Source organism: Haloactinomyces albus (assembly GCF_031458135.1).
Classification (GTDB): domain Bacteria; phylum Actinomycetota; class Actinomycetes; order Mycobacteriales; family Pseudonocardiaceae; genus Haloactinomyces; species Haloactinomyces albus.
The window spans coordinates 2998220-3015304 of sequence record NZ_JAVDXW010000001.1 but is presented as its reverse complement, the minus strand read 5'-3'; the positions used below and the strand labels follow the sequence as shown (position 1 = coordinate 3015304).

The 17085-nt window shown below is 68.1% G+C and carries 14 protein-coding genes and 1 tRNA gene; 4 read left to right on the top strand and 11 right to left on the bottom strand.

The annotated features are described in order from the left end of the window. Nucleotides 1–58 precede the first annotated feature (58 nt). Nucleotides 59–736 (top strand): esterase/lipase family protein, encoded by a 678-nt coding sequence (locus JOF55_RS14255; protein ID WP_310274410.1) that lies wholly within the window; start codon nucleotides 59–61, stop codon nucleotides 734–736. A 64-nt stretch (nucleotides 737–800) separates the two neighbouring features. Here the strand turns inward: JOF55_RS14255 and JOF55_RS14250 are convergent, their stop codons facing one another. The 4 genes from JOF55_RS14250 to mfd form a co-directional block, all read right to left on the bottom strand. Beyond that, on the bottom strand, nucleotides 801–1664 hold the full coding sequence (locus JOF55_RS14250; RefSeq protein ID WP_310274407.1) for an ESX secretion-associated protein EspG: 864 nt from the start codon (nucleotides 1662–1664) through the stop codon (nucleotides 801–803). Further along, the gene (locus JOF55_RS14245) at nucleotides 1661–2737 is read right to left on the bottom strand and encodes a PPE domain-containing protein (RefSeq protein WP_310274405.1); all 1077 of its coding nucleotides are present in this window, start codon (nucleotides 2735–2737) and stop codon (nucleotides 1661–1663) included. The genes JOF55_RS14250 and JOF55_RS14245 overlap by 4 nt, the downstream gene beginning before the upstream one ends. A 121-nt stretch (nucleotides 2738–2858) precedes the next feature. Then, nucleotides 2859–3263: a hypothetical protein gene (locus tag JOF55_RS14240; protein WP_310274403.1), complete on the bottom strand. Its 405-nt coding sequence runs from the start codon at nucleotides 3261–3263 to the stop codon at nucleotides 2859–2861. Nucleotides 3264–3452: 189 nt separating this feature from the next. Continuing rightward, on the bottom strand, nucleotides 3453–7112 hold the full coding sequence (mfd, locus tag JOF55_RS14235; RefSeq protein WP_310274401.1) for a transcription-repair coupling factor: 3660 nt from the start codon (nucleotides 7110–7112) through the stop codon (nucleotides 3453–3455). A 281-nt stretch (nucleotides 7113–7393) separates the two neighbouring features. Here mfd and JOF55_RS14230 point away from each other — a divergent pair, with 281 nt between their 5' ends. Continuing rightward, the gene (locus tag JOF55_RS14230; RefSeq protein WP_310274399.1) at nucleotides 7394–8623 is read left to right on the top strand and encodes a PQQ-dependent sugar dehydrogenase; all 1230 of its coding nucleotides are present in this window, start codon (nucleotides 7394–7396) and stop codon (nucleotides 8621–8623) included. Nucleotides 8624–8649: 26 nt separating this feature from the next. Here JOF55_RS14230 and JOF55_RS14225 read toward each other — a convergent pair whose 3' ends face one another. The 5 genes from JOF55_RS14225 to JOF55_RS14205 all read right to left on the bottom strand — a co-directional run bounded on the left by JOF55_RS14225 (nucleotide 8650) and on the right by JOF55_RS14205 (nucleotide 13825). Continuing rightward, on the bottom strand, nucleotides 8650–9537 hold the full coding sequence (locus tag JOF55_RS14225) for an ABC transporter ATP-binding protein (RefSeq protein WP_310274397.1): 888 nt from the start codon (nucleotides 9535–9537) through the stop codon (nucleotides 8650–8652). Then, a complete protein-coding gene (locus JOF55_RS14220; protein WP_310274395.1) occupies nucleotides 9534–10574 on the bottom strand; it encodes a FecCD family ABC transporter permease in 1041 nt (346 codons plus the stop codon). Before JOF55_RS14220 ends, JOF55_RS14225 begins: the two co-directional genes overlap by 4 nt. Next, a complete protein-coding gene (locus tag JOF55_RS14215) occupies nucleotides 10574–11587 on the bottom strand; it encodes a FecCD family ABC transporter permease (protein WP_374727497.1) in 1014 nt (337 codons plus the stop codon). The genes JOF55_RS14220 and JOF55_RS14215 overlap by 1 nt, the downstream gene beginning before the upstream one ends. Nucleotides 11588–11669: 82 nt before the next feature. Continuing rightward, nucleotides 11670–12680: an iron-siderophore ABC transporter substrate-binding protein gene (locus tag JOF55_RS14210; protein ID WP_374727496.1), complete on the bottom strand. Its 1011-nt coding sequence runs from the start codon at nucleotides 12678–12680 to the stop codon at nucleotides 11670–11672. A 152-nt stretch (nucleotides 12681–12832) separates the two neighbouring features. Continuing rightward, nucleotides 12833–13825, bottom strand: coding sequence for a siderophore-interacting protein (locus JOF55_RS14205; protein ID WP_310274388.1), 993 nt, complete (start codon nucleotides 13823–13825; stop codon nucleotides 12833–12835). A gap of 380 nt (nucleotides 13826–14205) precedes the next feature. Here JOF55_RS14205 and JOF55_RS14200 point away from each other — a divergent pair, with 380 nt between their 5' ends. Beyond that, nucleotides 14206–14745 (top strand): thioesterase family protein, encoded by a 540-nt coding sequence (locus tag JOF55_RS14200; protein WP_310274386.1) that lies wholly within the window; start codon nucleotides 14206–14208, stop codon nucleotides 14743–14745. 61 nt (nucleotides 14746–14806) lie between these two features. Here the strand turns inward: JOF55_RS14200 and JOF55_RS14195 are convergent, their stop codons facing one another. After that, nucleotides 14807–15403, bottom strand: coding sequence for a TetR family transcriptional regulator (locus tag JOF55_RS14195; RefSeq protein WP_374727495.1), 597 nt, complete (start codon nucleotides 15401–15403; stop codon nucleotides 14807–14809). Between the two features lie 210 nt (nucleotides 15404–15613). Then, on the bottom strand, nucleotides 15614–16588 hold the full coding sequence (locus JOF55_RS14190; protein ID WP_310274382.1) for an acyl-CoA desaturase: 975 nt from the start codon (nucleotides 16586–16588) through the stop codon (nucleotides 15614–15616). 414 nt (nucleotides 16589–17002) lie between these two features. Here JOF55_RS14190 and JOF55_RS14185 point away from each other — a divergent pair. After that, nucleotides 17003–17073: transfer RNA gene (locus tag JOF55_RS14185), tRNA-Gln, on the top strand. The last annotated feature ends 12 nt before the right edge of the window (nucleotides 17074–17085 follow it).

Below are 17085 nucleotides of genomic sequence, written 5' to 3'. Positions count from 1 at the left end.
TGCGATATTGATCACATCGCCGGTCACGGCATGGGTTGCTTTCCGACTTGGAGGGAATATGCGTCGGTTCACCACTCGCCTCACCCGAATCACCGCCCTCGCGGCAGTGGCCGCCGCCTCCGTGCTCTCCCCCGCAGCCGCCTCGGCCGCCCCGGCGCACGACCCCGTCGTTTTCGTGCACGGCTGGGTCGGTGCGGACTGGAACTGGACGGAGATGGTCGAGGACTTCGAATCCGACGGCTGGAGCGAGGACGAGCTGCACGTGTGGCAGTATGACTGGGCACAGTCCAATGTGACCACTGCCGGAGAGCTCGCGAGCAAGGTCGACCAGGTACTCGGCAACACCGGTGCGGACCGGGTCGACATCGTCACCCATTCCATGGGCGGTCTGTCCTCGCGCTACTTCCTGAAGTTTCTCGGCGGCACCGCACAGGTCGACGACTGGGTGAGCATCGGCGGACCCAACCACGGCACCAACGCCGCCTATGCGTGCTGGACGACCTCCTGCGAGGAGATGCGCTACGAGTCGACGTTTCTGACCGATCTCAACGCCGGCGACGAGACACCGGGCGGGGTCGACTACGGAACGTTTCGTTCACCGTGCGACGAAGTGATCAACCCGGACAGCAGCACCGTGCTGGCAGGCGCGACCAACACGCAGGTGTCCTGCACCGGACACGTCACACTGCTCTCCTCCGACGAGGTCTCCGAAGGCGTCCGGGATTTCGTGGAGTGAGCACGGCGTGCCGGCCGCATGGTGAATGCGTCGTTGTGGCACTCCGACCGCCACAGCGACGCATTCACCTCGTACGTCCGAGCTCGCGCAGTTCCTGTCGGAAGACATCCGGAGTTGCGGGGAGCACGTGCCTGCGCAGATCACCGTCCTCTTCGGCGCCGTCCCCTTCGGCTCCATCCGCACGAGCGCGTTTGACCACGGTCAGCAGTGCTCCCTGCCGCCCCGCGTAATAGTTCAGCGGATGGTCGCAAACCCTCTCCCCGCCCTTGGCCGTCCTGGTTGACCGGCCGACCTGCATGGCAAAGTCCAGCGGGCCACTCGTCAGTTCCTCGATGCGGTCGTGCTTGCGCTGCAGCGCCTCCCGGGCCGAGTGGGGCCGCCGAACCTCGTCTCCCGACTCCGCCCACTCGTCCTCGGGTTTCACCGGTACACGGCGCGGCGGACGCTCCGGTGCCACGACCATGGCGGTGTCGGCAATCGGCTCGGCGTCGGGTAGCAGGCTCACCACCGTCGACAGCAGCACATCCGACGGCACGGGTTCGAGAAGAACCCGCCCGTCCTCCTCCGCGGCCAGCACCGCGCACCCGTCGGACTCGGCGGCGTGAAAGCCACCGTAGGTCGTCCCCTCGTCGCCGCGGATCGCGTACCAACCGTAGATGCGCCGCTGCGGCTCGTGCAGCAGACGAATCGTGTCGCGCAACGGCCGCACCGGCGTGTCCACGACCGCCAAGCCGCGCTCGCGCAGATCGGCGAGGACTTCGGTGACGATCCGGATGCGTTCCCGATTCGTACTTCCCGGCGAAATCCCTTCCAAACCGGCCGGTTTCGGGGTGCCCTCCCCGCACTCGCCGTGATGCAGCACGTCATAGCAGGTGTAGCTCAGCACGACCGGGCGGTCGAGGATCCGCTCGAAACGCTCCCCGCTCACTGCCGGTCTTCCCGCTCGGAGGGCAGCGCGCCGAGCACGGGCGGGGCGGTTCTCCCGGCGATGCCGAACAGTTCGTCCGGGCTCTCGTCGGCCGCCAGCCACTCGGGATTCTCGTGCTGCTCGTCGTCCGCACCCTGCCGGCCCCGGCCGCCCGCACCGGCTGCTCTCGGCGGTGCACCGGTGGTACTGCGGGCGGCCCCACCGGAACCGGTGTCCGCTCGATCACCGAAGCCGGAGACACCCCGTCCGCTGATGCCACCGCGGCCACCGACCCGCTCGCCGAGCACATCGCCACCGAGTACGGCAACACCGCCTGCGGCGAGGCCTGCCGCACCGGCCGCCACACTCGCACCGGAGAGATCGTGGTCGGCACCGAACTCGAAACCGCCACCCCCGGGCAGTCCGTCGTCCTCGCTCCAGGCCAAGGCGGTGACCACGGGGGCAGCGCCACCGGACCCGTCGAAGCGCGGCACACTGCCTGCGTGGCCGCCGGTCTGCGAACCGTATCCCTGCAGCGCTGCCTGATTGGTCCGTTGCTCGGCGGCGTAGGACCGAGCCTCCTGGTGATAGTCGACCGCACCGAGCTCACCCGTGAGCGGGTCGATCCTCGGTGGGTGCGCGGACACGTCGAGAACGTTCTTCTTCGCCTCGTTGAACTCGAAGCTCTGCGCCGCCAGGGCACTACCGGCCCGGGCAGCACAGGCGCTCGCGGTGTCGGCGGCATCACGCAAGGCGCGGCCGGCGGTCTGCGCGGCGGTCGCTGCCTCACCCTCCCAGGAGGCCCGCAGCTTGCCCATCGCGGAGTCGACGGCGTCGGCGACCTCGGCGTGCTTCTCGGACACCTTGCCCCAGCCGTCGACCGCATCGTCGAGGCTGCCGGTGCCGGGCCCGTGGTGGAACCAGGCGTAGATCCGGTGGCCGCTGACGCCTTCCGGACGGATGTCCGGCGTCAACCGGTCGTGCACCCGGTCCGCCGCACTCCGGAAATCATCGACGGTCGCGCAAGCAGCATTCCGCACGTCGTCGGCGATATTGCCGCCGACCTCCCGGATGTGGTCCAGTCCCCAGCCCATCACGCGCCCGCCTTCAGCATCCGCACCACCTCGGTCACCACCGCGCGCACCCGCATGCACCCGGCGAGCAGAGTAGCGGCGGGCAATGCCACGGCCGCGCGGCCGGCCCTGTTCGGCAAGGTCACGACTCCGGCCGGAACGATCGGGTGGAGCGGTCTTCCTGCGCGTCGTACCGGCGCATCGCCGCCTCCAGGTTTTCGATCATCGACTCGATGCTTTCCCGGTCACGCGCGTTGGAGCTCACGTAGTTCGCCACCAACTCGGAGCCCATCGTTGTCACGGCCCGGGCGCTATACGGATCACCGCCCGGGGCAACGATGTGCTGATGACGCAACGCCTCATCAGCCGCCTGTTCCAGCGCCATGAGAGCACGGCGCAAGTCGGCGATGGCTTCGGGAATCCGCTCACGTTCGATGGTGTAACCGACACTGGTGGCCCCGCCCGAGGAAAGAGCCTGCTCCGCGTCGGGAGAACCGGCGATGTCGCCGTCACCGGACATGGCCATCGACGCGCTGACGAGTGCCACGGAACCTCCCTGCCGCTGCGGACCTGCAGCCGACTGTCCACCGACAGCTGCCACGGCGCAGTCTGCCAGACGGCCGGCGCGTCATGGGAGGATCCGCCGAATCCCCACGTGCAACTGTTTTGAAAGGTCGCGCATCTCCGACGTAGGGCGGGAGGCACCGGAGGAGTACCTCGCCCGCCACTGAGCCACTCATCCCACGGGTGCGGGGGCAGCCACCAGGGACTCGACGAGCTTGGTGCACCAGTCGAGCAGCGCCTCGTCGCGCAGCTGCGGCGCACCGATCCGACCGCCCGCGGCGCCCTCGGTCGGGCGCGGGACCGACACGGTGCGCACGGCCGCCTTGTACACCGCCTTCGGGTACAGGCGCTTGAGCCGCACCTGCGCCGACTCCGACAGCTCCACCGGTGCCAACCGCAACGACGATCCCTGCAGGGTGACCTCGGTGACCCCGTGCGCACGGCAGACCTGCCGGAACGCCGCGACCTTGAGCAGCCGCTCCACCGAGTCGGGCACCGGGCCGTAGCGATCGGCCAGCTCCGAGCGCACCGCGTCCAACGCGGGCCCGGCCGCAGCGGCGGCGATCTTGCGGTAGGCCTCCAGCCGCAACCGTTCACCCGGCACGTAGTCGTGCGGGATGTGGGCGTCCACCGGCAGATCCACCCGCACCTCGGCGAGCTCCTCCTCCTCGCCCGGTTCCGCCCCGGCGTGCTCGCGGAAGGCCTGCACGGCTTCACCGACCAGTCGCATGTACAGGTCGAACCCGACACCGGCGATGTGGCCGGACTGCTCGGCGCCGAGGATGTTGCCCGCGCCCCGAATCTCCAGGTCCTTCATCGCCACCGCCATCCCGGCGCCGAGCTCGGAGTTCTGCGCGATCGTGGCCAGCCGGTCGTGCGCGGTGTCGGTCAGCGGCTTCTCCGGCGGATACAGGAAGTAGGCGTACCCGCGCTCGCGGGCCCGCCCGACGCGCCCGCGCAGCTGGTGCAGCTGCGCCAGGCCGAGCGTGTCCGAGCGCTCCACGATCAGCGTGTTGGCGTTGGAGATGTCCAGGCCGGTCTCCACGATCGTGGTGCACACCAGCACGTCGTGCTCGCGTTCCCAGAAACCCTGGATGATCTTTTCCAGCCTGTCCTCGTTCATCTGGCCGTGCGCGGTGACGATGCGTGCCTCCGGCACGAGCTCCCGCAGGTGTCGCGCGGCCTTCTCGATGCTCTGCACCCGGTTGTGCACGAAGAAGACCTGGCCGTCGCGCAGCAGCTCCCGCCGGATCGCCGCGGCCACCTGCTTCTCGTCATAAGCGCCGACGTAGGTCAGCACCGGGTGGCGCTCCTCGGGCGGGGTGAGGATGGTCGACATCTCGCGGATACCGGCCATGCTCATCTCCAGCGTCCGGGGGATCGGCGTGGCCGACATGGTCAGCACGTCGACGTGCGTGCGCAGTGACTTGATGTGCTCCTTGTGCTCGACACCGAAGCGCTGCTCCTCGTCGACGATCACCAGCCCCAGGTCCTTGTAGCGGATACCGGTCTGCAGCAGGCGATGCGTGCCGATGACGATGTCCACCTCGCCACTGGCCAACCCGTTGACGGTCTGCTCGCCCTCGTGCGGGTCGGTGAACCGCGACAGACCCTTGATGACCACCGGGAAGGAGTGCATCCGGTCGGTGAAGGTGTTGAGGTGCTGCTGGGCCAGCAGCGTCGTCGGCACCAGCACCGCGACCTGCTTGCCTTCCTGCACCGCCTTGAAGGCGGCGCGCACGGCGATCTCGGTCTTGCCGTAGCCGACGTCACCGGAGACGACCCGGTCCATCGGCACCGAGCTCTGCATGTCGGCCTTGGCTTCCTCGATCGCGGCCAGCTGGTCGCCGGTCTCGGTGTAGGGGAAGGCGTCCTCGAGCTCGCGCTGCCACGGGGTGTCCGCGCTGAACGCATGGCCGGGTGAGGACTGGCGGGCAGCGTAGAGCTGGACGAGTTCGGAGGCGATCTCCTTGACCGCCTTGCGCGCCTTGGCCTTGGTGTTCTTCCAGTCCGTTCCGCCGAGCTTGTTCAGCGTGGGCAGCTCGCCGCCGACATAGCGGGAGACCTCGTCGAGCTGGTCGGTCGGCACGAACAGCCGGTCGCCGGGCTGGCCGCGCTTACTGGAGGCGTACTCCAGCACCAGGTACTCACGAGTGGCGTCACCGACGGTGCGCTGCACCATCTCGACGTACTTGCCGATGCCGTGCTGCTCGTGCACGACGTGATCGCCCGGCTTGAGCGCGAGCGGGTCGACACCGTCGCGACGACGCGAGGGCATCCTGCGCATGTCCTTTGTGGACGTTCCACCACGTCCACCGGTCAGGTCGGTCTCGGTCAGCACCACGAGCCCCACGTCGGGCGCGGCGAAACCGTCCTCCAAACCGCCACGCACGACCGTGACCACACCGGACTCCGGCTCCGAAACGAGTCCGTCCTCGGCGTGCCCGGCGGGAAGCTCCACCTCGCCCAACTGCTGCACGGCACGCTGGGCTGTCCCGGTCCCGGGCACGACGATCACCGCGGCACCCCCGCCCGCCGTGTGCGTACGCAGATCGGTGAAGGCACGTTCGAGCTCACCTCGGTACTGCTCCACCGGTTTCAGCGTCAGGCGCACGGTCTCGGCGGCCACATCGGTGGTCTCCCCCGCGTCGGCGTCGCTGCTGAGCTGGCTCAGCGTCCACCACGGCAACCCCCGCTCACGGGTGTGCTCGGCGACCTCGGCCAACCCCCGGTAGGCCGAGGCCCCGAGATCGATCGGCGCCTTCCCGCCATCGGCCGCCACCATCCAGGAAGCCTCCAGGAACTCCTGGCCGGTGCGCACCAGATCGGCGGCCCTGGCCCGCACCTTCTCCGGATCGGCGAGCACGACGTGGGTAGTTGCCGGGACCAGATCGGTCAGCAACTGCATTTCTCCCGCGCACAGCGCCGGAATCAACGCTTCCATACCGTCCACCGGAGCACCGGCGGCAATCTTGCCGAGCATCTCGGTCAGCTGCGGATCGGACTCGTGCTGAGCGGCGAGCGTGCTCGCGCGCTCCTGCACATCGGCGGTGATCAGCAACTCCCGGCACGGTGGCGCGAACAGTTCGACGTCGTCCTCCGTACCGCTGTCCTCGGACAGCGACCGCTGATCGCCCACCGAGAAAGGCCGGATCTCGGTGGCTTCGTCCCCCCAGAACTCGACCCGCAGCGGATGCTCCTCGGTGGGCGGGAACACATCGATGATGCCGCCGCGCACGGCGAACTCGCCGCGCTTTTCCACCATGTCGACCCGTTCGTAGGCCAGCCCCGCCAGGCGTTGGACCAGCTCCTCGAAGTCGTGTTCCGCACCGACGCGCAGCCGTACCGGAGGCAGCTCGCCCAGACCGGGCGCGATCGGCTGGATCAGGCTGCGCACCGTCGTGATCAGTACCCGGATCGGGCCGCGCGCGTCCTCCTCGGGATGGGCCAGACGGCGCAGCACCGCCAACCTCTTGCCGACGGTGTCGGCGCGTGGTGAGAGCCGCTCGTGCGGCAGCGTCTCCCACGACGGCAGCACTTCGACACCGTCCGCGCCGAGCAGGCCCGACAGAGCCGCCGCGGTCTCGTCGGCCGCACGTCCGGTCGCGGTGACCAGCAGTACCGGGCGGTTCACTCCGCCGGCACGCTCCCCGGCGGCCAGGGCGGCGGCCACCATCGGGCGCGCCGCCGCGGGCCCCTCCAGGACCAGGCGAGAACGATCGGTCGCCTCGACGATCTGCTGCACAGCCGGATCCCGGAACAATGTTTCGAGCAGTCCGCCCAGTAATCCGGCCGATGGGGAATCGCCCGGTTGGGAGCCAGCCTGGGTCATGGAAGTACCTCGCACCGCGCCAGAGCACACGAACCAAAGTCACACGAACAGGGACACGCTCGCCGACTCCCACCGGGCACGCGACCGTCCGGAGCGGTCCGCCACCCGGGCAGCCAAGGCGAAAAGGGTCCCCGTCCAGCTTACGACTCCCCACAGCCCGCACTCCCCCGGCCCGCACCGTGCTCCTGCCCGCACCGTGCTCCGGTTTCGGCACCACCGTGCCCAGCGCACGCCGCCGCACACAGCCATGATCCCCGCGTGCCGGGTGAAATACTGTGTGTATGTTCACGCGGCCTGTACTCACGCGACGCCGTGCCCTGACCGGGCTGGCCGGGCTGCTCACGCTGACCGGATGCAGCGGTGACGGCAGGGGAAACGGTCAGCGCACAACCGGACCGTCCGATCCCGTACCCACCACGCCCTCATCGACGGCTCTGCGGGTGGAAGTCCTCGCAGGCGGACTCGAGCACCCCTGGGGCATCGATTTCCTGCCGGACGGTTCCGCCCTGATCACCCAGCGTCCGGGGCGCCTGGCCCTGCTGTCCGGAGGCCGGCTACGGGAGGTCCGAGCCGACTTCGGCGACGTGCTCGTGCGCGGCGAAGGCGGTCTGATGGGCCTGCTCGTCCACCCGGAGTTCGCCACCAGCCGGCGGTTTCTCACCTGTCAGACCCACCAGGTCGACGGCCGTGCCGTGGACATCCGGCTGGTCACCTGGCAACTGTCCGAGGACGGCAACAGCGCACGGCGCGTCGGCCCGTTGCTGACCGGACTCCCGATCAATCCCAGCGGCAGGCACTCGGGATGCCGCCCCGGACTGGCCGACGACGGCAGCCTGCTGGTCACCACCGGCGACAGCGCCCGCCCGACGGTCGCGCAGGACCTCTCCTCCCTCGGCGGCAAGGTCCTGCGGATGGACATCGACACCGGAGCCCCGTTGCCGGGCAACCCCTTCCTCGACTCGCCGGACCCCGCCACGCGGCTGATCCTCACCTACGGTCACCGCAATCCCCAGGGCATCGCGTTCCGCCCTGCTGGGCGGGCCCGCCCGGACGACCAGGTGTTCATCGCCGAGCACGGGCCGGACGTCGACGACGAGATCAACCTGCTCCGGCCGGGTGGCAACTACGGATGGGATCCGTCCCGGGGTGGGACGCAGGAGTACTACGACGAATCGGTGCCGATGACCGACCTGCAGCGCTTCCCGAACGCGGTACCCGCGGTGTGGACCTCCGGCGACGAGACCGAGGCCGTGTGTGATGCGACATTCCCGACCGGCCCGCAGTGGGGTCCGCTCGACGGGGTACTGGCGGTCACCGCGCTCAAGGGCAGCAAGGTGCTGCTGTTCCGGCTGAGCGAGGACGGCCGGAGTGTGCGCAGCGTGTCGGTGCCCGGAGAACTCGACGGCACCCACGGCCGCCTGCGTGCGGCCACCCGGGGCCCCGACGGTGCGCTGTACGTCTCGACCTCGAACGGCTCCGACGACAAGATCCTGCGCGTCTCCCCCGGTTAAGAGGCGGAGTCGGTTCCGCAGCCGACTCACTCGCCGAGGGCGAGGTCGACGTGCCCGTGGTCGAAGTCTCGGACCAGGGGCACCATCATCGGCGTCCGCGACTGCGGATCGGGCACGATCTCGCACCGGAGTCCGAAGACGTCCTCCACCAGTTCGGCGGTGAGGATCTCCTCCGGCACTCCCTCGGCGACGATCCGCCCCTCCTTCATCATGATGAGGTGACCGGCGAACCGGGCGGCCTGGTTGAGATCGTGGAGTACCGCGGTCACCGTTCGGCCGTCGCGCTGCAGCATCGCGCACAACTCGAGCAGCTCGTACTGATGTGCGATGTCGAGGAACGTCGTCGGCTCGTCGAGCAGCAGGGTGGAGGTCTGCTGTGCCAGCACCATCGCGACCCACACTCGCTGGCGCTGGCCACCCGACAGCTCGGTGACATGCCGCTGCGACAGGTCGGCGGTCCCCGTCAGTGCGAGTGCGGTATCGATGGCGTCCTGATCGTCGGGAGTCCACTGACGCCACAGCGAGTGATACGGGTAGCGCCCACGCCCGACCAGATCGCCCACGCGAATCGCGTCGGGAGTGACCGGGCTCTGTGGGAGCAATGCGACGCGGCGCGCGACCTGCTTGCTGCCGTAGGAACGGATCGGTCGACCGTCGAGAAGCACCTGCCCGCGCGTCGGAGTCAGGATGCGCGCCAGCGACTTGAGCAGCGTCGACTTGCCGCAACCGTTCGGTCCGATGATCGCGGTGAACTCGCCGTCCGGGATATCGACGGAGAGACCGTCGCAGACCACGCGGCCGTCATAGGCGAGAGTGAGATCGCGAGCGGCCAGCCCCGTGGTGACACCGCTCGCGAGGGCATCACCGCGGACAGCGGTATCGCCGTGGGTTCGCAGGGGGTTGCGCGGACTCACATCGTTCCTTTCTTCCACTCGCGGACGAGCAGGTAGCCGAGATACAGGCCTCCGATGCCGACGGTGAGAACACCGACGGGAAGGTCCTCGACGAGCGGAACCTGCTGTACGCAGAGGTCGGCGGTGACGAGAATGAGCGCCCCGGTCAGCGCCGAGAGAGTGACGTTGGCACCGGGGGTTCGCGACAGTCGCTTGGTGATCTGGGGAGCGGTCAGGGACACGAAGGCGATGGGCCCGGCCACGCTCACCGCGGCGGCGGACAGTGCGATCGCCACGACGATCGACCACGCGCGGGTCCGCTCGGATTTCCCACCGAGCGCGTCGGCCGACTCATCACCCATCTCGATCAGTTGCAGGCGTCGCCCCAGCGCGATGGCGGCAGGCAGCAGGACGGCGAGCACGGACCAGATGGTGACCGCGTTCTCCCAGGAACGCGCCGACAGGCTGCCGGTGAGGTAGGCGTGCAGAACCGCAGCCTGATCGCGCGACTGCACCAGCACCACGTACTGCGTGAAGGCGACCGCCATGGCGGAGACGCCGATACCGGCGATGATCAGGTGACTGGGTGAGGAAAAGCCGCGTCCGGTGGAGAAGAAGACGACCACCGTGGCGATGGCGGCACCGAGCGTCGCGCTCGCCGGTACGGAGACCGCACCCGGCCACAGCAGAGCCGCCGCTGCCGCGCCTGCCCCGGCACCGGCGGTGAGGCCGATGACGTCCGGGCTGCCCAACGGGTTGCGAGTGACCGTCTGGAACAGCGCACCGGAGATGCCGAGAGCGGCACCGGTGGCCACGGCCACGACGAAACGGGGACCGCGAAGACGTTTCAGGACGAAGCCCTCGCTGCCGCTGGGCACGTCGATCAGCGCGGCGGGCAGGCGCTCCGGAGCAATGCCGAGCTCGCCCAGCGTCAGCGTGGCGACGCCGACGGCGACGATCGCCACTGCAACCGCAAGACCCTGGACGAGGGAGCGTCGCCGGACCGGGACAGCAAGCAGGGTACCGACGCGCACGGTGCGGCTACCGGGGGTGTACATCAGGTGCCTCCCCGCATCCGGCGTACCGCCAGAAGCAGCGCGGGCGCACCGACGAATGCGGTCACGACGCCGACCATGATCTCCTGCGGCCGCGCGATGACCCGCCCGAGTACATCCGCTGTCAGCAGCAGGACGGGGCCGAGAACCAGGCTGAGTGGGACCTGCCAGCGGTGATCGCTGCCGACGAGTGCGCGCACGATGTGCGGGACGGCGAGCCCGATGAATGCGATCGGCCCCGCCGAGGCGGTCGCTGCCGCACACAGCAGAGTCGCGGAGAGCATTCCGCCGATACGGATGGCGGTGGTGTTGGCGCCCAGGGTTGCGGCGGCCGTGTCCCCGAGAGCCAGTGCGTTCAGCGGTGAAGCCGTCAGCACGGCGAGTACGAGTCCCGCCGCGGCAAACGGCAGGACACCGAGCAGTGCGTCCATGTCGCCCCCGGCGAGTGAACCGACGACCCAATACCGATAACTACCGAAGACCTCGGGAAGGCTGAGGGTCATGGCCCGGATATAGGCGCTCAGTACGGCGCTGACGACGGCCCCGGCGAGCACCAGCCGCACCGGCGTGGCGCCGCCGCGCCCCGAGCCGATCAGGTAGACCACGACGACCGCGAGGAAGGCACCGGGCAGAGCCGCCCAGATGGTGGCGATACCACCGAGCCCGAAAAACGCCGTCGTGGTGACAACGCTTGCCGACGCGCCGATGTTGACTCCCAGCAGGCCGGGATCTCCGAGCGGATTACGGGTGATGCCCTGCACGATGACACCGGAGAGGGCCAGACACGCACCGACGAGCAAGCCCTGCAGGGTGCGCGGTATCCGGCTTTCGACGACGGTGCGCGTGTATGCGTCTCCGCCACCGGCGAGGGCGTTGATCACCTCGGGCAGCGGGATGGGGTTGCTGCCCAGCGCGAGGCCGACAAGAACGGCGAGGCCGAGCAGCAGGACGCCGCCCACCAGCACGAGCACACGCCGCGAGGGCCGGGAACGAGGTTCCTCGTCCCCGGCACGCACCCCGGGATGGCCGCTCGCGCCACGGCTCCCCACCGGACTGCTCGGGCCATGCTCTCCGGTACGGGTGCGCGTCACCGAAATGCTACCGAGCACGCTCGATCGCCTTGTTGATGAGCGGGAGGTAGCGGTCGATGGCCCACGGCACCGTCAGCGGGTTGATGATCGACGAGGCGGTCACGAACGAGTGGTTCCGGGCGGCCACCACCGAACCGCGTTCGACGGCGGGAATCTGTGCGTACAACGGCTGGGATTCGATCTGCCTGCGGGTCTTCTCGTCCGAGTAGAAGGTGAACATCAGGTCCGCGTTCTTGATGGTGTCGGCGTTTTCGAGGCCGATGACGGAAGAGGCGGTTCCCTCGGTCTCCGGTAGGGTCTTGACCACCGGATCGAGCTTCAGGCCCATCTTGGTGAGCATGGCGACGCGCTGCTCCTCGGGCAGGAAGACACCGAGCGTTCCGGGACCGTTGGTGTAGGTGTAGACGAAGGTGGTCCTACCGAACCGCGGATTCTCCTCGGCGACCTTGGCGAACCTGGCGTTGATCCGATCGATCGCGGCCTCGGCTTTCCGCGGCTTACCGAGGGCCTTGCCGATGATGCGGATCTGCTTGTCCCACGCGATGGTCCACGGCAGTTCGGGATAGGCGACGGTGGGGGCGATGTCGTTGAGGACGTCGAATTGGTTCTGGGTGATACCGGACCAGGGTGCGAGAATCGCATCGGGGTTCAGTCCGACGATGGCCTCGATGTCGAGTTCGGTGCCGCCGGTGAATTGCTCGGGGAGTTTCCCCCCGGCTTTGGTGACGGCTTCGTGGATCCACGGCATGTATCCGGTTTCGTCGCTGCCCCAGGGATATGCCTCCATGCCGACGGGAGTGACCCCGAGGGCGATGGAGGTCCCCGTGGACCCGGTTCCGAGCGTGACGACACGTTCGGGCTGCTCCTCGATCACGGCCTTGCCCAGTGCGCTGTCGATCGTGACCGGGAAATTGCCGCTCGCCGCACTGCCTCCGCCGTCGGAGGTGGCTGCGTTTTCGGACGAGCCGCAGCCGGTCAGCGCCGCCAGCGCGACCGTGAGACTCGTGATCAGTGTCATGGCACGCTTGACGCGCCGAACGGGATATCGCACGAGATTCCTCTCATCTCATGAGGACCGGCTGCAGAAGCCGGTGAAAAGAGCCGGTCGAAGGGTGGGAGTGTCGAGGCGGATCAACGGGGGAACCAACCGTGCCCTCGCCGGGCACGGCGCTATGCCGCGAGGCTGTCCGCCCGCCAGTAGCCCATGAAAGCGATTCGTCGGCGGTCCCAGCCACGTTCTCGCACGAGGTGTCGCCGCAGCGTGGTGATCGCTTGTGCCTCACCGGCCAGCCAGGCGAACATCCCGCTGTCCGGTCCACTGTCCGGCGTCTCCCAGAGAGTCCGAGACTCCGAAGCGGACCGGACTCCGGGATCGTCGGCGCCGATGTGGTCGCAGCCCGTTTCGGTCATCGCGCGGTCCGGCCCGAGGGAGAGGCCTGTGGTGACGGCGGTGACCAGGCGCTTGCCGTGGTTGGCATCGGGTTTTCCGATATCGGCGCGGGGCAGCCAGGTGACGTCGACGCCGCGAGGCGGGTGCAGGGGCAGCACGTCATCGGCCGTGGGTACCTCGAGGAACGCCTGACCACATGCGTGCGCGGGCAGCGAGGCGAGAATGGAGCTGATCGCGGGCACAGCGGTCTCGTCTCCGGCCAGGAACACGGTCGTTGCGCCACCGGGTTTCCATTCGACTCCGACGTTCGCCGAGTCACCGCGCCGATCCGGGCCGACGAGTATGCAACGGTCCCCTTCTCGGACGCGACTCACCCAGGCGGAGGCGACGCCGGTGTCCCCGTGGGACACGAAATCGACGTCCACCTCGTTGAGATGCCTGCGGACCGCTCGGACGGTGTATGTCCGAAAGGGATTCCGGAGTTCCTGCGGGAGTTGTCGCCACCGGGTGTACCAGTCCTCGCTGCGTGGAAAGTGCCCGAAGGGGTCCGCACCGACGAAGCACTGCGCGGTGCTGTTGGCGGAGAGCGGAAGCACCACCTTGACGCGCTGGTCGAGGCAGGTGTCACCGAAGAGGTCCAGGTCCTGCCCGGTGAAGGTCAGCCGGATGAAGTGGGGACTGAGCCGGGCACTGGAGCGCACCGTCACATCGAACGCCCGGTAGGCGGGGACGGTTGCGGTCGACGTCGCCGCACTCGGGTATGTCGCTGTCATCGGCGCTGCCTCGGGCCGGTCGGGTGGTGGTGTGCTTCGGTGACCCGATCAGTGATCCGGGAGTCCACAGTGCAGTCGTACAAGGTCGACCTTCCTGGAGGATGGGGGACAACCGCGCCGGCCGAACGCGAGGGCATGTGATTTAGGTAAGCATAACCTTAGCCGGTAAAGCAAGCCTAACCTTCATGCCGTTGTGGAGAGATGTCGGCAACACGGTGGATCCGGGATCGAGAACGGCGGCAGCGGCGACCGGCGGAGGGCGATCATCGTCACTTCCACGCCGCGCGGAGTTGTCTCGCGCGAACTCACGACATAACGTGTTCCTACTCGTGAGTAACTTATGGTCCCGTCAGTGGGACCGGGAGGGAACACCGCCGCCCATGAACATGTTCGTGCGTCTCGTCGTGCTCGGCATCAGGGCCCGCCTGCGCGGCCACATCGACCCGCTCGGTCCCTGCCGAACGCCGTTTCGCGTACTTCCCACCGATCTCGACCTGCTGGGACACATGAACAACGGTGTCTACTTCTCCGTCTTCGACCTCGCCCGGGTCGATCTGATGACACGCTCGGGACTACTCGGAAAACTCCGCGAACGCGGTTGGTACCCGGTCGTCACCGCCGAGACCGCTTCGTTTCGGCGATCGTTGAAGCCCTTCCGGCGCTTCGACGTGCACACTCGCATCGTCGGCTGGGACGAGCGGCACCTCTACCTCGAGCACCGGGTCGTCACCGGTGGCAAGCTCGCCACGACCGCGATGATCCAGGCGCGGTTTCTCTCCCGTACCGGTGAACGCATCGCACCCGAGAGGCTGATCGACCTGCTGGACGACAGTCCGGCCCGACCGGAACTGCCCGACTGGGTCGCCGACTGGAGCGCGGCGAGCTACGAGCACAGCCGGGAACACGCTCACCTGCAGTAAAAGTAACCATCCGGGTGCTCGTGCTGCGTTACCGAGGCCGGCCCTGTCCACCGACGGATCCCTATCGCCGCGTGCGCATACCGGGCTTGTGCTCCAGATGCGACAGGCCGTTCCAGGCCAGATTCACCAAGTGCGCGGCGACCGCTTCCTTCTTCGGCTTGTTCACCTCCAGCCACCACTGGCCGGTCAGCGCGACCATCCCGACCAAGGCCTGACTGTAGAGCGGAGCGAGTTTCGGATCATAGCCCTTCGCGCTGAACTGCAGCGCGAAAATGTGCTCGACCTGGCTGGCGATGTCGTTGAGCAGGCTGGAGAACGTGCCGCTCGTACTGGCCACCGGGGAGTCCCGCACCAGGATGCGGAACCCGTCGGTGGAGTTGTCGATGTAGTCCAGCAGCGCACACGCCGCCTGCTCCAGCAGTTCGCGCGGGTGTCCGGCGGAAAGCGCGGAGATGATCGAATCCAGCAGGTTCTGCATCTCGCGATCGACGACCACGGCGTAGATGCCTTCCTTGCCGCCGAAATGCTCGTAGACCACGGGCTTGGAGACATCGGCGCGGTGGGCGATCTCCTCGATGGAGGCACCGTCGAAGCCCTTCTCCGCGAACAGCGCCCTGGCGATGTCGAGCAGTTGCTGACGGCGCTCCTTGCCGGTCATCCGAACACGGGCCGCGCGGGGCGAACCACGTGAGCCCGAACGCCGGGCATCGGCCTCGTTGCCGCTTCTTCCCCGTCGCCGTGCCGCCATGGGGATCACCTTAAGCGCTTGTGGGCACCGCTGTGTGCCCACCTCCGTCGTGCGGCACCGGGCCGCGATATGCCTCCGGGGACCCGGCTCATCGAGAGCCGGGTCCCCGGAAGTCGTGAATCAGGACTGATGCTCGGTCGCCGTGATGCGGGCGAGCCGCTTCTCGTTCGGCCAACGCACCTTCCATGCCCAGCCGAGCCGCTCGAACAGCCAGATCACGCGAGCGGAGATGTCCAACTGACCCTTTCGCACACCGTGCCGCGCACAGGTGGGATCGGCGTGGTGCGAGTTGTGCCAGGACTCACCGAAGGACACGATCGCCAACGGCCAGAAGTTCGACGCCTTGTCCCGGCTCTTGAACGGCCGCTCCCCGATCATGTGGCAGATCGAGTTCACCGACCACGTGATGTGGTGCAGCACCGACACACGCACCAGTCCCGCCCAGAAGAAGGCCGTGAGGGCGCCCCACCAGGACCAGGTGATCAATCCGCCCAGGACAGCAGGAGCCACGAAGCTGGCCACGGTCCACAACGGGAACAACCGGTTGATCCGCGACAGCACCCGGTCCTTGAGCAGGTCGGGCGCGAAGCGGTCGACATTGGTCAGGCTGCGCTCGAACAACCAACCCATGTGGGCATGCCAGAACCCTTTGGCCAGCGCAGCCGGTGAACTACCGAACCGCCACGGCGAGTGCGGGTCGCCATCACGGTCGGAGTAGGCGTGGTGCCGTCGGTGGTCGGCGACCCAGGTGATCACCGGTCCCTGCACGGCGGTCATCCCGGAGATCGCCAAGGCGATCTTCACGGCACGGTTGGTCTTGAAGGAACCGTGGGTGAACAGCCGGTGGAAACCCACCGTGACGCCGAGGCCGCTGGCGACGTAGAAGACCACGGCCAGGGAGATGTCCACCGTACCGAGCCCCCAGCCCCAAGCGGCGGGAATCGCCGCGATCAGTGCGACGAGCGGGACGAGGACGAACACGTACACCGACACCTGCGCGATCCGGGGCTTATCGCCCATGGTCAACGGCTTCGGACCGGAACCGGCGGAGGATCGGGACGCCGCAGGATCGGCGCTCTCGGTTGCTGCAGTCATGCTCACTACCTCAACTGGATCGGGTGGTGGGAACGAAACGATCAGTGCCGGGTTGTCGTGGCCGGGACGAATCGAGGGCACTCTCGGGTCTACTCGCCCCAAGAGCGCGACGGCGGCGGTTTCGGGGCGTCCGTTGCCGGATACCTCCAGCCTACGGAACCGTAACCTACGCAAGCGTAAGTTGAGTCATGTCGCCACGCCACCCCGGCACCGGCTGCCGTGGTCGTGGCCTGCCTCACCGACGGTGAATCCCTCCTTACCCGGCGATCCTTCGTTTCACGGTGGCCGCGGTCATCACCCCTCGACGGACATGCCACTATGTTGGCGGTACGGCAGCGGCACTGCGAGGCGACTCGGTAGGCTTTGCGGAAGCAGCGGAATCCGACCGGCTTCGCCGATGTCGATGCCGCGCGGTCCGCCGTGGTGTAAAGGCAGCACATCGGATTTTGGTTCCGATAGTCCAGGTTCGAATCCTGGCGGCGGAGCTACCGGGCATC